The organism is Candidatus Endomicrobium procryptotermitis (genome assembly GCA_031279415.1).
GTDB lineage: Bacteria > Elusimicrobiota > Endomicrobiia > Endomicrobiales > Endomicrobiaceae > Endomicrobium_B > Endomicrobium_B procryptotermitis.
The window spans coordinates 114,239-128,666 of sequence record JAITIP010000018.1; the positions used below are offsets into that span (position 1 = coordinate 114,239).

Genomic DNA, 14,428 nt, shown 5'->3' on the forward strand with positions numbered 1-14,428 from the left:
ATTTTTGATACTATTTCTTATTCTTCGCTGAAATATCCTATTTGATATATATTATCCGTTCCTCCTCTGTGATTGTTCATTCTCAAAGTGAATGTCTGCTGATTGGCTTTTATATACATATCCGCTACAACAATATTTATATCGCTGTTGTCAATACATCCAGCCAAATCTTTCCATGCCAAAATCCGCCAAGTTATAGTCCAATAAAAATCCTCTACATTTGATTGAGCTATATACATATGCGGAATTCCGCTATCGCCGCCAAAGTTTACGGCGAATCTCACCCATGTCGGTTTTGTAAAAACTTTTGGAGCTGTTATGGTTACTGTCTCGGCGCTTGTAAATCCGTATAAGTGTGTTTTGGAATAAACAAACTTCGGAACGCTGTACTGTGCAAGTTTTGTTTTGGCTGCGGTTGTAATATTTGATAAATCTAATTTGGCAAGAAATGTACTAAATAGCGATTGCGCTATTGTTGAAATAGTTGTTATGTTATCCAAATTCAAGCTCGCTTTGTTTGCTAATCCGTCAATAAACACATTATAATTTGCCTGCGAAGCGGGAACTACAGTATTTGATACAACCATCATTAACGGAAACTGAATATGACGAGGTTGAAATCTGTCTCCCGTATTGACTACTCTTGAAGTGTCGAAAGTGGCTCTATTACTTCTGTTTACCGAACTTGACGCTGTTACAGAACTACCGTATAAAGCAGTGTCGCCTTGTCTGAATGCTCCCTCACCCACTGCTACTAATCCCTGTGGACCTCCAAGCGTGCAGTCAAAATGGCCAGTGATATTTACAATTTGAGCTCTGCCGTATTGTCCTATATTGCCTATGGTTAAACACTGCATTATTGCAACTCTATCATCAAGACGTGGCATTTTAAATTTTTGATTTACGCTGTCAACACCGACAAAGCCGACATTGCCGGAATTATTGTTGTAAGCAGTTTCCCATTGCGTATAAGTTCCCGTGGGTATTATGTTTGTCAGAAGATAATTATCGTAAAAATTTGGAAACATTGAACGCGTATATTCCCCGCCGTATAATCTTAACAAGCCTTCCGGAGTGTCCGTTCTTGCTAAAGATTTAATTTCTCCTATATAAGACAGAGGAGCCACAGCGGTAACAAACCCGATAAACTGCCATGAATAAATCGGCGTCGGAGTGTTTGGAGTATCTACCAGCTGCCACATTCCTGAATTAAATAAGTTTGTCACCCATGTTTTATTCCATACTTCTGAGGCTGTATGAGTTACACCGTTGATTACATATGTGGATTGCGAAATATCGTTTACGTCTAATGTCCATGTTCCGCCTGCACCAAAAATATCCTGACAGGCATAAAGCGTAAGTTCTTCCTGCGTCGGTTGTGCCGAATCAAAGTTTTTAGCGGTTAATGAGCCTCCCGCCGCCGCATTAATTTTTTGATTAATTGCGGTCAAGACTTGATTTAATATATTTTCATCCGTCGTCAAACCCGCGTCAATTATAATATTTTTAAGCTCCGCGGTAATCTGGTTTAATTCCTGCGCTTTCCAAACAGTAGATGAATTCGGCAGTACTCTTGCATTTTGTTTTTGTCCTATATCCATTTTTTACCTCTTATTTTTGACAGATACCAAGTCAAAATTTAATTGATTTTTTGTTCCAACAATTCTATTTGTTTTTTCAGCAATTCGTTTTGTTCTCTCAAAAGTTCTTTTTCGCTTTGTTTGTGTTCTTTTACTTTTGTTTTTTTTGGCTCTTTGCCTGCTCTATTTATCTTTGGAAAATTAAAATCAAATTTGTATCCTATGTTAAAGTTGAAAGTTTGGTAATTTATGCGGTTTTCTTGTACAAGAATATTCTCCAAGTATAGTTTATACATTTCATTATCAGAAGCATATAAAAACTCAAAAATAAAATTTTTATATTCATAGCCTATCCCGAGTCCGTAATGTAAACCAAGATTTTCTTCTTCTATATCTTCATCAAAATCCATAATTTTACTAACGCCGATTTGTAAGATGGAGTATATATCTTTATATATACTCACTTTAGGCGAAATATAAAATGCTTGCAGCGTAAATCCTAAGCTGTCATAATCTTTAACGTTTCTTTTTATCTGCTGAGCATAGCCGATTCCAAACTTAAAAATTGAATTTATTTTCCTGTAATATTCCAAATAAAAAACAGTCCCAATGTTTATATTTGAGAAATTTGAATTTTTTTGTTCATTAAAAAGAACAAAAGTTCTTTCTTGAGAAAATATTGAATACGGCGTTATGCCAAATTTCAAGATGAGCGAATTCTGTTTATCGGCAAATACGCTTTGAGCTAAAAACAAAAATAAACCTAAAAATAATATTTTTTTCATTTTTAATCCTCACTATTTTCGGACATCAAAAGTTTCCTGCGGCTGATATGCGAATTCTTTTGCCTGTTCAACGGGTATGTCAGTATCCGCTGTGTAATCGATTAAATCAAGAGTTGTAATTCTTTTATTAAAATCCGTTTTGATGCCGACAACTTTACATTTCATATAATAAGTTCCTGTTTCTTTCCATTTTGTCAAATCTGTAAACGTCCGTTTTGCAAACAAATTATTATTGTGAAGCATTCTAACATAATCGCCGAGTTCAAGTTCCAAATCAATAATTATGTCAATAGTCAACCTCAACCGTAGTTTTGAAAGTTCTGCATAAATTGTCGGAGCAATAGCATAAGCGAGGTCAACATTATCCGCGGGAAGCAGCTGCGATCCTGATATTTCATAAGTCCTTTCGCCATATTTTTCTTTATTTGTCGGGTGCGGCTCATTTTGCTGGTCGCTGTCAATAACTTTTATATAGTTGCCGTAAGTAACTACAACGCGCGTTTTCAGCCTTGCAATATCGCTTTTTGCACCCGACATTGAAATAATCTCATTATCGGTTAGAGCTTTATATTCCGATGTTTGCTGCCTATTTCTAAAAAAGAATTTATCGTCATAGTCAAAACGATTTCATATATCGCAAGAGAAGCTAACTCTTCTAATGCCTGTAAAATTGACATATTTGTTAGATTACAGATGCTGAGTGGGATGTTTTGTTGTTGATAATAAGACGCATTCATATTAGACAAATTCAAATCATTGCCTTTTGTCGCATTATTTTTTATAACAACTTCAATATAGTTTGAAAAATTATTTATATTACTTCCAATATCAAGTTGTATCCAACTGCTCCACTGTGCATTTGGGTTATCTTTATAACGTGCTTCTATAGATAATTGCGGCATTCCTCCTATAACAGATACATTTGCCTTGAAGTTTGTCCACTGTATAAAATCAGATAATCCTGAATTTGATAAGTTAAATCTTATACCAGACTGGCTATACACAATACCCGCGTTGTCTATGAGTTGTATATTCTGAATAATCAGTTTTCCTGTTCTATACTGCCATATATATAATCCATTCAATGTTCCGTCTGATATCGATATAGAATAGATTAGCGAACTATTTTTATAAATATAAAAAATATTGTTCTGCATACTAAAATTAAAATTTGCAGATCGACCGCCACCTGAAGTTTGAACTAAATTTCCATCTACAACTATCGCAAAACCATCAGAATAATAAAAATTATGATTGTCATAAATCAATATTGTGTGATTTGCAAATATAAATCTTATATAACCAAATGTAGCTATATCTTCGTTGTATATATCCATATTGATACTGCAGAATAAAGACCAATTGCCTGAAGAATAGATTTCAAAATTTCTTGATGCACCGCCACCAGATTTTTTTGGTCTATAACTATATAATTATTACCATCTACACTATTTGCATAAGTAATACTATTGTGTGTATTTGTAAAATTGAAACGAGTTGAGACATTTTGAATAAAATTATTCAGATATAAAATTACATTATTTTGAAAAACAACAGGATCAACAATCCTATGCGATTCGGCTACTCCTGCGCTCGTCAACAATTCATTCACAAGTGTATCAATCGTTATGCCTTTTTTCCAATAAATATAATCCGCACATATATTTTCATTTGATAGCAGAGCGGATTTCAACTCTATAATTGCGCCGTTATTGTAATCGTTAAGCTGTGAAACTGTATAATCTGTTTTTTCGGTTAATTCAACGGCGTCTGAAAGGCTTGTTCCTTTTAACACTCTTTGAATTCTGCCGACTGCGGCATTTGCGGTTTTGCAATGAGTGGTATCTTGCTCGGTCAATTGTTCATTTTTAATTTTTGTTGATACATTTTCCGCTGATATTGTTTTTAGCCAATCAAGGCGATTTAATACTCGCAATTCCACAAGCACTTCATCTTGTCTGTAATTTGGCAATTCCGTCAAATATCCAGTAAAACATTTGACATAATCGTTTAATGTCGGACTTCCTATATAGTATTCAAGTTTTGAGCCGTAAATAATGTAAGGCTGGGGAAATAATCCGTCTTCTTTATCCTGCCAGAAGCGGTTATTCTCATTATATAGCGTCAAAGCCAAATTGCCGACTTTCCAAACATTTGCGGTATCATTATCAAGCTGCTGGGTAATTGAAACATTTGTGCCTTTATGGTTTATTGCGTCGGTAATGTCAACAGGAGTTGTTTCAATAATGTAAGAAGAAGATGCAGTATTCCATTTACGACGGTAAAGTAAAAGTTTATGATGGAGTTCCGATATATTATTATGCTTAAGAAGTGATTTTATTGTAGGGCTAATTTGCCGCATTTTCCTGTGCCTCTAATTTTAAATTGAAGTCAAGCAGCCCGCTCCACCTACTTATTTTGTAATCCAAATCCTGCCGTCTTATAAATACTTCATAGACATCCCTGTCTTCAAAATCCGCAAAAGGGATTATCGTTATAAAGCCGTCCCTCCTGATAAAATTTTTTAACAGCTTGTATTGCTCTTTTGACATATTTTTGATGTTGATATTTGCCGACCATTTGCTGAAATCCGTCCAAGTTATAAGCCTGCCGTTATAAGTTTCTCAAACTGCCGTCTTTTGCGGTATAATTTACGTCGGTATTAGTAGTCGCCTGTAAATCAAAAATTTTTTCTAAAACTCTTAACTGTCCGATTTTTATGCCTTCATTGTTAAAAGTGCTTTGTATGTTAAATATAATTTTTGAAGTCGTTATTTTTTGAGGCAGGGTTATTTTTACTTCGCCGTTTAAATTGTCAGTCAGCGTATAGGCTAAAACTTCATTTTCAGAGTTGTCAATATATTTTATTTGCATTGTCTGCACATTGCAGTTTTGCAAAATAATCGTGTCAATATTTCTTGCTAAAAGTTCCCCAAACTTATCTTTAAACCAACAAGAAAAATTTAACGACGTCTGTGCATACATAAATGCCAAATCGTCGTTATAACATTCGAAATCGCAGAGTTTTAAAAAATCAAGAGGCTGTTCGCTTGATGTCTCAAACAAGCATTTTGTATTTAAATAATTGTATGAATATATTTGTATGGGATTATCTATAGCTTTTGTCATAATGCCACTCCCGACTGCTTTGCACCAACATTATACGTTACTCCCGCAAACTCTAAAGCTTCAAGAGTTCCGCGTCTTATGGCTTGCGTCAAACTGCTTAAGCCGCCGATACTTGAAGTAATTTCTATATTCTGGTTTATGGTAATTGGCGCATTCCCGTTAGATTCAATTCCGGCGCCGTTTGCCAAATTCCACAGATTAGCCTGCTGATTTTTGTTTAAAATCATTTCGCCGCTGTTTACACGGGCAATCATATTGTCGCCGTTCCAAGAGTTTCCGCCTATAATGCCGCCTTGCTCAAATGCTCCCGCCATATTTGCAATAGCCATAAGCCCAGCCAATACTATTGCCGCCGTCACTACTTTTGTATATGGGTTTGGATCTTTTGCGCCGGCATCTGTTGCGCCTACAATTGCGTTAAGAACTGATTTCCCAAGCGCTATGGTTTTTTCCACCGCGAAAGCTGCAAGCTCTTTTGCAATTATATCGGTAAGTGCTTTGATAATGGAATCTTTGAGAGTTCTCCAAATATTCGTTACCGCCATTCCAAACTTTCCCCATGTGTCAATTTGACCGTCAACTAAATTTTGTATTGTTTGGGATATTGAGGAAACAAGCTCGTTATATATTCCCATAAAAACTTCTTTCCAATTTGTAGTTTGATTTATTATCTCTTCAAATGCAAGCGCCCATCCGCTGACAAATTCATAATTTCCAAGCTCGTTTAGCTCTTTTTGATTTTCATATTCCCGCTGCCGTAAAGCATAATACTCTGCACTTCCTTTTTCAGAGGCTGCAAGCCTCTCTTTAATTTGCTGCTGCTCTAACATCAAAGTATCTTGTTTCTGTTTATTGTTGAATTCATCAAATTGAGCTTTTTCATAAGAAATACGGGCATCAATATCTTTTTTTCTGTCTTCGTTTATTTGTTTTTCCACATCAAGTAAAGCCTGTTTGAGTTCAATTTCCTTAAGAGTATTTGTTTTAACATTCGCCAATTCCTGCTGAACCAATTGTAAAAAATTAATTTTTATGCCCGATACTATTGCAGCGATTGTATATTTTGACATATCTAAATTGTTTAATAAAAGCGTAATGGCAACTCCCAATGCCAATATGGCGGTTACTGTTAATCCTATGGGACCGGTAATAATAGTAAAAGCGGCGGCAACTGCACTAATTCCTAAGGCTAGTTTTGAAATAATGGGTAAAATCTGCTCTTCTATTACATTTTTTAACTCTGAAAAATTTGGAAGGCTTGCAGCTTTATTTAAGCTGTCTAAACTGCCTCTAGATTGATTTAACCCTGCACTAAATGCAGAAACTGCCGCGACTATACTAGAAAAAGCATTGCTGACTTTTTTAATATCTTCGCTTGTTTTTGCGATTTCTTGGAGTTTATTTCTGAATTTCTCTAATGCTTTAGCATCTGTTTCTATTTTAACAGACAAATTTTCTTCAGCCATTTTTGTCACCTTTTATTTTGTGGAAAATTTTACATATCTGTTGAATTTACTTTTTTATGGATATTAGCTCTTGAGGAAAAGACTCAATATTTAAAATTTTTGTATATTTTTCATAGGTTTTCCTTTCAAATTGCCGCTTCTCATGGCATTATCGGGCAACATTTAAAAATATATCCTTATATTTAGTATCATCGTATTCTATGAAATTTTTTTAATATTCAATAATTCCCGACGCGCTTACATATGCAAAATAAATGTTTGTTGCTTCATCTCGACTGAATACTCTTCCATCTTTATAAATTACGCATCTTATTGTACCTGGACTTTTGCTCAGTGCCGATATAGCTGCGTAAAAAAAATCGTAATCTCTTTTAAGCTTAATCCTAAAACTTTTAGAATAAGGCAATGATACATTGCTGTAATGTTCTGAATCACCGTCAGCATTATTCAGGCTGATATCGGCTCTGGCGGCCGTCCCCGTAACTTCATATTCTATAATATACTCCTTTTTTCTGTCGCAGGAAGAAAACAAAACGGTGATAAATACAAAAGCAAATACGGCTAATAAAAATTTCCTTGTTTTTATTCTGTTTTGCATAACAAAGGTCATCTCCTTTAACTTTATTTATTATCTTTTTTTCCGTGCTTTTTATGCAAAGCCTGCATTAATATAAGAAGTTCTTCGGGCTGAGGTTCTTTTTGTTCGGCTTGCGGATCTTTGCCGATAATATCTTCTATGGAAAGAGCGCGTTTCCCTTTGCCTCTGTTGACGTTTGCTATAGCTGCCGTAATAAGAGCGGCATTGGCTAATTCTCGGCGATCATTTTGATATTTTCTTCCGCATAAAACTTGAAACAGTTTAGGTGTTAAATTCCAAAACTGTTTTTCCGTCAAATTTAAATCATAAAGAGCAATGCCCCAGAAATCTGATATTTCAGGGGCATTTATGCCAAAGGGGAGGGGGAACCTTCTTTTTTATTTTCCGGCATGGCGTCTTTTATAAGTTCTGTTATCGCCGCGCCTATTGCGGATATATTTGACAAGTCAATAATATCGGCGGTTTCGTCTAAAGTGATATTTTCACATGCACTTTTTAAACACGCCCATAAAAGAACTAAAGTGTCAGTACCGCTGAACTCGCCGTTCATTTTAAAGAAATTTTTGCCCGTTTCTTTTTCAAAAAGCATTATTGTTTTAAAATTAAACTTTAACGTTCTCTCTTTATCCAAAGTAATGGTTTTTATTTTTACAAGTTCGCTCATAATTTATGCTCCTGTAGGAATTGTTGCTGGGGTAAATGTGGTCGTCCCAGTGATTTTTAATGTGGCAGTAAAAGGAATTATTTCGCCTTCAGCTAAATCTCCCACTCTTTTGCAGCTTGAACAAGTCGCCTTTCCTGTAAGCTTTGCAGCAGAACTTTCGCTGCCGACAGTAACTATTTCAATGACCCATTCAAAAACATTACCACTTTGAAAAAAACTGTATATCGCATCTTGCCCTGAGTCAACGGACTTATAATTTCCTTCAAGAGAAATTTCTCCGGGATCGGTAGCGCCGGAAATAAACTCTTTATTTCTGCCTGAACTGTCTAATGTGCTTACGTCTATCTGGTCTGTTACTGCTTCCGGTACGGTTATTGTCTTTAAATCTCCGACATAACTGTAATTTGTATCGCCAACTATGCGTACACCAAAATTACTCCCGCGAGACATTCTTGCCGAACAGTCATCTTTAATCCTTCCTGTGATTAGTTTTTTGCAAATACTTCAAAATCTAAATTTATACGTTTAATTTCCGTCGTTTCTTCATATATTTCCGCATATCCGGTTTTTGTTATTATTCGTATGTCCGTTTCGGAAGCAGTCCATTTTGACATTTCCTGTTCTAAAACGACGGCAATATTATTTGCCTGCGCATAGTCTTCAAATACTACGCTGATTTGGATTTGTTTGCGTCCCTGTATGGAATCGCCTTCAAGAGTATATTCAGAAGAATCTGAAACTATGCGGAAAGCCAAATAAGGTTTTTGTGCTTCGCCAGGAGCAGCAAGAGGATAAATGCGGTTTGAGACTAAATCAGTTATTTCCATGTCCTGCAATAAATAATTATAAAGCTTAATTCCCAAAGACATTTTATGCCTCTTTTTTATTTAGACATATTGTGCAATCTCGAAGAAAAATAATTTATGCGGGTATTTTGAACTAGTGTTATTTACATTATATTACAAAAATATCCTGAATATTATAAGAATTTATGTGTTTTAATGTCAAATTTATCTTTGTAAATATCACAATATATTGAACATTTTGCCATTTAAGAAGCTGGACGAATAATAAAAAGGCATCTGATAGTTTAAAGCTTTGTGATGTTTTTATTGTGTTATACAAAAAAGCTAATTTTTAAGTCTTTCTTGCATTTTTTCACCATATATTGCTAACATTTTAGCAATAATTTTTGAAATTTTAATTTTTTGAATGCTATTATCAAAAGGACAAAATGTTCAACGTAGATTTTAAAAAATATGATTATTCTTTAATGTTTATCATTGCTATCGCTGTGGTTTTCGGCGCAATGATGGTATTTTCTTCGAGCGTTATCATGGCAGACGTAAGATGGTCAAGCCCTTATATGTTTTTTTTAAAACAGATGATTTGGGTAATAGTAGGTTTTATTTCCATGATGATAACAACTTTTTTTATCGACTATAAATTCTATCGTAAATATTCCAAAATTTTGTATATAATCGCTTTAACGGCGGTTATAGCGGTTTTAATATTTGGCGTGACAAGAAGCGGTGCAAGAAGATGGTTTAGCTTAGGTTTTGCTACGATTCAACCTTCTGAAATAGCTAAAATTGCAATGGTAATAATTATCGCGGAATTTATAGAAAGAAAGAAGGATTTAATAGGAGAATGGAAAGGATTAATAGCGCCTATAGTCTTTTTGCTTTTTATTATAATCCCGATAGCCTTAGAACCTGATTTGGGCGCTCCTGTATTAATTGCCGGAGTTTGTTTTGCAATGTTATTTTGTGCCGGAATAAAATTGCAGACCGTATTTGTAATGGCCGGTGCGGGCATCCTTTTAATGACGGCAGAAATTTTAAGAAAACCGTACAGACTTATAAGAATGCGCGATTATTTTGATTCCATAATTAATATTGACGCTTCGTCTTATCAGGTAAAACAATCGCTGTACGCTTTGGGTTCTGGCGGTTTTTTCGGTAAAGGACTTGGCAAAAGTGAAATGAAACTCATGTATCTTCCCGAAGCACATACGGATTTTATTTTTCCGATAGTAGGAGAAGAACTCGGATTTATCGGCGCTGCGGGTGTTATATCTTTTTATATATATATTTTTTTTAAAGGTATTGAAATAAGCAAAAACGCTCCGGATAAATTTACAGAATATCTTGCTCTGGGAATAACGTTTTTGATAGTGTTTCAGGCTTTGATAAATTTATCAGTTGCTACGGGCATATTTCCCGCGAAAGGGCTGTCTTTGCCTTTTATATCTTTCGGTGGAACTTCGCTGATAATAAATATGGCTGCCGCAGGAATACTTATAAATTTATCACAATATAAAAGGTATTGAAATGAAAAATAAAAATATTATTATAGCCGCAAGTGGCACGGGAGGACACATATATCCAGGTATAGCTTTGGCGCAGGAACTGAAAGAAAAAAAATATAATCCAGTTTTTTTTGTGAGCAATAACGAAACTTCTGGAGAGATAATAAAAAACAGCGGTTTTGACTATGTATCATTTAATCTTTTTGGCATGCCAAGAAAAATTTCTTTTTCTTTTGCTGTCTTTTTTATCAAATTGATTTTTGCTTTTTTAAAAGCTTTAAAGAATATGTTTAAACTGAATCCCATTGCGGTTATAGGTGTGGGAGGTTATATTTCAGCGCCTGCCGTCATTGCCGCAAAAATATACGGAAAGAAAACTTTTATACATGAGCAAAATACGATTCCGGGAATAGCAAATAAGTTTTTAAACAGATTTGCCGGCAAAACGTTTATAAGCTTCAGAGACAGTGAAAAATATTTTAAAAATAAAAAAAGTATTATTTTTACCGGTTACCCCGTGAGAAAAGAGATATTGGCAGTTGAAAGAGAGTCCTGCTGTAACGCTCTTAATTTAGACAAAAATATGTTTACTCTTATGATTTTTGGCGGAAGTCTCGGCGCCTTAAAACTTAACAAAATAGCTTTTAAAGCCATAAAAATAATTTCAGAAAAAATGGATATTCAGGTTATACATATAACCGGGAAAAAGGGCTTTGAAGAGATAAATCAGAAAATCAGAAAATCGGCAAATTACCGCGTTTTTGATTATATGCATAATATAGCCCAAGCTTATGCCGCTTCCGATGCGGTTATATGCAGAGCTGGAGCTGGAACAGTTTTTGAATTGACATTTCTTAAAAAGCCTGCAATTTTGGTTCCATATCCATACGCTGCGGACAATCATCAGTATTATAATGCAAAAGAAGCAGCAAGAAACGGCATGATGACGATTATTGAGGAAAAAGATTTAACCGCCGAAAATCTTGCCGGTACAGTTGAAAATATAAAAAGGAGGTTGAAGCCAAATATAAAAAATTCCGTATCTAAATTTCCTCAAGAAATAATGGCGGAAGAGATAATAAATGGCATAAGTTAATAAAAAATGGATACTATTTTAATTTCTAACGATGACGGCGTTAAAGCTCCCGGACTTCAACCGCTGATGAAAGAATTGTCTAAGATAGGAAAAATTTATGTAGTTGTTCCCAAGAATCAGATGTCAGGTTCGGGGCATTCCATAACGCTTGCAAAATTTAAAAAAGCCGAAAAAATAAAAAAAAATTTTTACACTGTTAAAGGTGGAACTCCAGCGGATTGCATAAAATACGCACTCTACTCTTTTTTAAAAAATAAAGTAGACCTCGTAGTTTCGGGAATAAATACATGTCCCAATCTTGGACAGGACGTTATATATTCTGGAACGGTCGGCGCGGCAAGAGAAGGCGCTTTAAAAGGGATACCTTCGATGGCTGTTTCTGCGGTGGAAATGTACGCTCAGGATTATGAAAGTTCAGCTGCCGCTGTAAGAGAAATAGCAGAGAAAATTTTAAAAAGAAAAGAATATTTTAAAAATATCTGCCTCAATATTAACATACCTAGAAATTATAAAGGTGTTAAAATCGTGCCGTTAGGTCTGAGAGCTTATGATGAAAACGTAGAAACTCACGTTGACAAGGAAGGAAACTTCACTTATAAACTTTCAGGCAGATACGTTTCTGGAGGAAAAAACAGAGGAACGGATATAGATATGGTAGAACAAGGTTACATATCGGTAACTCCGCTTATGCTTGACCAGACGGATTATAATCTTGTCAAAAAAGTAAAACTTTGAAATTTCAATGGAAAACAAATTTAAACTTGTTTCAAAATTCAAGCCGTCCGGCGATCAGCCGCAGGCAATTAATGAACTATGCCGCGGCTATAATGCCGGCGTTGACATGCAGGTTCTGCTTGGGGTTACAGGTTCTGGCAAGACTTTTGTCATGGCCAATGTCATAGAAAAACTGCAAATTCCTACTTTGATAATTTCACCTAACAAGATACTTGCCGCGCAGACATACGCCGAGTTCAAGTCTTTTTTTCCGAATAATGTGGTCGAATATTTTATATCATATTACGATTATTATCAGCCGGAAGCTTATATTCCTTCAAGCGATACTTATATAGAAAAAGATTCTTCAATAAATGATCATATTGACAGACTTCGTCTTAAAGCTACTACCTCTCTTCTTGAAAGACAAGACGTTATCGTCGTAGCTTCAGTTTCATGTATATACAATCTCGGTTCGCCTTCGGATTACCGCAATATGTGCGTTGAGATTGCCGCTGGAGTCGAAATATCAATACATCGGATATTAAACGAACTTGTATCCATTCATTACGAAAGAAACGAAGTCGAATTTATACGCGGCAGGTTCAGAGTTAAAGGTGACACAGTTGAAATTTTTCCAGCCTATCTTGAAACTGCGGTAAGAATAGAATTTTATGGCGATTTTGTTGAAAACATAAAAGAGTTTAATCCTTTGACCGGCGAAATTTTACATAAAAAAGACAGAGCTTATATTTATCCTGCAAAACATTTTGTGACCACAGGACCAAAACTTGTAACCGCTTTGAAGACAATAAAATCAGAACTTGATGAAAGGCTTGCAGTGCTTAACTCTCAAAAAAAACTACTTGAAGCGCAAAGGCTTGAACAAAGAACAAAATACGATATGGAAATGCTTGCCGAAACAGGATTTTGTCATGGCGTTGAAAATTATTCAAGACATCTTGCCGGAAATCCTTCGGGTACAAGACCAACTACTCTAATCGATTATTTTTATGAAGCGAATGATGATTTTTTAATAATAGCCGATGAATCACATATATCGCTTCCACAGATTCGCGGCATGTATGAAGGCGACAGGAGCAGAAAACAGACTCTTGTGGATTTCGGGTTCAGGCTCCCTTCTGCTTTAGATAACAGACCTTTAAAATTTTATGAATTTGAGAAACTTATAAAAAAATCCATGATGGTTTCAGCGACACCAGGAACTTATGAGCTGGAAAAAAGCAAAAAGCATATAGTAGATCTTATAATACGTCCAACAGGACTTATTGACCCGGAAGTTATAGTCCGCCCTATCGAAGGACAGATTCGCGATATGATGAATGAAATTCAAAAACGCGTTGAAAAAAAGCAAAGAACGCTTATTACGACGCTTACCAAGAAAATGTCTGAAGATTTGGCTGCTTATTTAAAAGAAAAAGGATTTAAAGTGGAGTATCTTCATTCTGAAATAGAAACTTTGGACAGAATCGAAATATTGAAAAATTTAAGGCTTGGAAAATTTGACGTGCTTGTCGGAATCAATCTCCTAAGGGAAGGACTTGACCTGCCTGAAGTTTCTCTTGTGGTAGTACTTGATGCGGATAAAGAAGGTTTTCTTCGTTCTGAGCCGACGCTCATACAAATATGTGGAAGGTCAGCAAGAAATGTTGACGGTACAGTAATATTTTACGCCGATAATATGACTGGCTCAATGCAAAGAGCACTGAAAGAAATGAGCAGGCGCAGAAAAAAGCAGATAGAATATAACAAAAATAATAAAATAACGCCAAAATCGATTATTAAAGCTGTCCATGAACTTGACGAGTTCAAAAATATTTCAAGGGCGGAAGGTGTAACAAGCCTAATAGCTGAAACTCAGGCTGAATACATATCTTCTGGAAATATTGACGGGGTAATAAAAGATATTGAAGAAAGGATGAAAGAAGTCGCCGACAGTCTTGATTTTGAAACTGCCGCATTACTGCGTGACAAAATGCTTGAACTCAAATCCATGCGTGCAGATAAAGGCAGAGGCAGGGTAAGAAGGCAGAAATGTGGAAGATGAACAGCGACGAATAATAG

17 protein-coding genes are annotated in these 14,428 nt (G+C 35.5%); 4 read left to right on the top strand and 13 right to left on the bottom strand.

The genetic code is table 11. The annotated features are described in order from the left end of the window. Positions 1–17: 17 nt before the first annotated feature. The 13 genes from LBD46_03360 to LBD46_03420 all read right to left on the bottom strand — a co-directional run bounded on the left by LBD46_03360 (position 18) and on the right by LBD46_03420 (position 9,091). The gene (locus LBD46_03360; GenBank protein ID MDR2426202.1) at positions 18–1,601 is read right to left on the bottom strand and encodes a hypothetical protein; all 1,584 of its coding nucleotides are present in this window, start codon (positions 1,599–1,601) and stop codon (positions 18–20) included. A gap of 38 nt (positions 1,602–1,639) precedes the next feature. Next, entirely contained in the window at positions 1,640–2,365 is a 726-nt protein-coding gene (locus LBD46_03365) for a porin family protein (GenBank protein MDR2426203.1), read from the bottom strand. 12 nt (positions 2,366–2,377) lie between these two features. Next, a complete protein-coding gene (locus tag LBD46_03370) occupies positions 2,378–2,902 on the bottom strand; it encodes a hypothetical protein (GenBank protein ID MDR2426204.1) in 525 nt (174 codons plus the stop codon). Positions 2,903–2,922: 20 nt separating this feature from the next. Beyond that, positions 2,923–3,702: a hypothetical protein gene (locus tag LBD46_03375; GenBank protein MDR2426205.1), complete on the bottom strand. Its 780-nt coding sequence runs from the start codon at positions 3,700–3,702 to the stop codon at positions 2,923–2,925. Then, on the bottom strand, positions 3,678–4,727 hold the full coding sequence (locus LBD46_03380; protein MDR2426206.1) for a hypothetical protein: 1,050 nt from the start codon (positions 4,725–4,727) through the stop codon (positions 3,678–3,680). The genes LBD46_03375 and LBD46_03380 overlap by 25 nt, the downstream gene beginning before the upstream one ends. Next, positions 4,714–4,917: a hypothetical protein gene (locus LBD46_03385; protein ID MDR2426207.1), complete on the bottom strand. Its 204-nt coding sequence runs from the start codon at positions 4,915–4,917 to the stop codon at positions 4,714–4,716. The genes LBD46_03380 and LBD46_03385 overlap by 14 nt, the downstream gene beginning before the upstream one ends. A gap of 61 nt (positions 4,918–4,978) precedes the next feature. Next, positions 4,979–5,494, bottom strand: a complete 516-nt coding sequence (locus LBD46_03390) for a hypothetical protein (GenBank protein MDR2426208.1) — start codon at positions 5,492–5,494, stop codon at positions 4,979–4,981. After that, on the bottom strand, positions 5,491–6,960 hold the full coding sequence (locus tag LBD46_03395) for a hypothetical protein (GenBank protein ID MDR2426209.1): 1,470 nt from the start codon (positions 6,958–6,960) through the stop codon (positions 5,491–5,493). Before LBD46_03395 ends, LBD46_03390 begins: the two co-directional genes overlap by 4 nt. A 211-nt stretch (positions 6,961–7,171) precedes the next feature. Beyond that, entirely contained in the window at positions 7,172–7,558 is a 387-nt protein-coding gene (locus LBD46_03400; protein MDR2426210.1) for a hypothetical protein, read from the bottom strand. A gap of 23 nt (positions 7,559–7,581) precedes the next feature. Beyond that, a complete protein-coding gene (locus LBD46_03405; protein MDR2426211.1) occupies positions 7,582–7,854 on the bottom strand; it encodes a hypothetical protein in 273 nt (90 codons plus the stop codon). A gap of 50 nt (positions 7,855–7,904) precedes the next feature. Beyond that, positions 7,905–8,222, bottom strand: coding sequence for a hypothetical protein (locus LBD46_03410; GenBank protein MDR2426212.1), 318 nt, complete (start codon positions 8,220–8,222; stop codon positions 7,905–7,907). 3 nt (positions 8,223–8,225) lie between these two features. Continuing rightward, positions 8,226–8,672 carry a hypothetical protein gene (locus tag LBD46_03415; protein MDR2426213.1) on the bottom strand — a complete coding sequence of 149 codons (447 nt, stop codon included), beginning with the start codon at positions 8,670–8,672 and terminating at the stop codon, positions 8,226–8,228. A 35-nt stretch (positions 8,673–8,707) separates the two neighbouring features. Next, positions 8,708–9,091: a DUF3168 domain-containing protein gene (locus LBD46_03420; protein MDR2426214.1), complete on the bottom strand. Its 384-nt coding sequence runs from the start codon at positions 9,089–9,091 to the stop codon at positions 8,708–8,710. Between the two features lie 365 nt (positions 9,092–9,456). Here LBD46_03420 and ftsW point away from each other — a divergent pair, with 365 nt between their 5' ends. The 4 genes from ftsW to uvrB are packed head-to-tail and all read left to right on the top strand — an operon-like array spanning position 9,457 to position 14,411. Continuing rightward, the gene (gene ftsW, locus LBD46_03425; protein MDR2426215.1) at positions 9,457–10,554 is read left to right on the top strand and encodes a putative lipid II flippase FtsW; all 1,098 of its coding nucleotides are present in this window, start codon (positions 9,457–9,459) and stop codon (positions 10,552–10,554) included. 1 nt (position 10,555) lies between these two features. Next, complete coding sequence (murG, locus tag LBD46_03430) at positions 10,556–11,629, top strand: undecaprenyldiphospho-muramoylpentapeptide beta-N-acetylglucosaminyltransferase (protein ID MDR2426216.1); 1,074 nt, start codon at positions 10,556–10,558, stop codon at positions 11,627–11,629. Positions 11,630–11,635: 6 nt separating this feature from the next. Next, on the top strand, positions 11,636–12,364 hold the full coding sequence (gene surE, locus LBD46_03435; protein MDR2426217.1) for a 5'/3'-nucleotidase SurE: 729 nt from the start codon (positions 11,636–11,638) through the stop codon (positions 12,362–12,364). A 7-nt stretch (positions 12,365–12,371) separates the two neighbouring features. Continuing rightward, the gene (gene uvrB / locus LBD46_03440; GenBank protein MDR2426218.1) at positions 12,372–14,411 is read left to right on the top strand and encodes an excinuclease ABC subunit UvrB; all 2,040 of its coding nucleotides are present in this window, start codon (positions 12,372–12,374) and stop codon (positions 14,409–14,411) included. Positions 14,412–14,428 lie beyond the last annotated feature (17 nt).

Bases quoted from the DNA above. Each gene is read 5' to 3' on its own strand.
- LBD46_03415 (MDR2426213.1), bottom strand. From the start codon at position 8,672: ATGTCTCGCGGGAGTAATTTTGGTGTACGCATAGTTGGCGATACAAAT.
- LBD46_03410 (MDR2426212.1), bottom strand. From the start codon at position 8,222: ATGAGCGAACTTGTAAAAATAAAAACCATTACTTTGGATAAAGAGAGA.
- LBD46_03385 (MDR2426207.1), bottom strand. From the start codon at position 4,917: ATGTCAAAAGAGCAATACAAGCTGTTAAAAAATTTTATCAGGAGGGAC.
- murG (MDR2426216.1), top strand. From the start codon at position 10,556: ATGAAAAATAAAAATATTATTATAGCCGCAAGTGGCACGGGAGGACAC.
- LBD46_03360 (MDR2426202.1), bottom strand. From the start codon at position 1,601: ATGGATATAGGACAAAAACAAAATGCAAGAGTACTGCCGAATTCATCT.
- surE (MDR2426217.1), top strand. From the start codon at position 11,636: ATGGATACTATTTTAATTTCTAACGATGACGGCGTTAAAGCTCCCGGA.
- uvrB (MDR2426218.1), top strand. From the start codon at position 12,372: ATGGAAAACAAATTTAAACTTGTTTCAAAATTCAAGCCGTCCGGCGAT.
- LBD46_03380 (MDR2426206.1), bottom strand. From the start codon at position 4,727: ATGCGGCAAATTAGCCCTACAATAAAATCACTTCTTAAGCATAATAAT.
- LBD46_03420 (MDR2426214.1), bottom strand. From the start codon at position 9,091: ATGTCTTTGGGAATTAAGCTTTATAATTATTTATTGCAGGACATGGAA.
- LBD46_03390 (MDR2426208.1), bottom strand. From the start codon at position 5,494: ATGACAAAAGCTATAGATAATCCCATACAAATATATTCATACAATTAT.
- LBD46_03400 (MDR2426210.1), bottom strand. From the start codon at position 7,558: ATGCAAAACAGAATAAAAACAAGGAAATTTTTATTAGCCGTATTTGCT.
- ftsW (MDR2426215.1), top strand. From the start codon at position 9,457: ATGTTCAACGTAGATTTTAAAAAATATGATTATTCTTTAATGTTTATC.
- LBD46_03370 (MDR2426204.1), bottom strand. From the start codon at position 2,902: ATGTCGGGTGCAAAAAGCGATATTGCAAGGCTGAAAACGCGCGTTGTA.
- LBD46_03395 (MDR2426209.1), bottom strand. From the start codon at position 6,960: ATGGCTGAAGAAAATTTGTCTGTTAAAATAGAAACAGATGCTAAAGCA.
- LBD46_03375 (MDR2426205.1), bottom strand. From the start codon at position 3,702: ATGGATATATACAACGAAGATATAGCTACATTTGGTTATATAAGATTT.
- LBD46_03365 (MDR2426203.1), bottom strand. From the start codon at position 2,365: ATGAAAAAAATATTATTTTTAGGTTTATTTTTGTTTTTAGCTCAAAGC.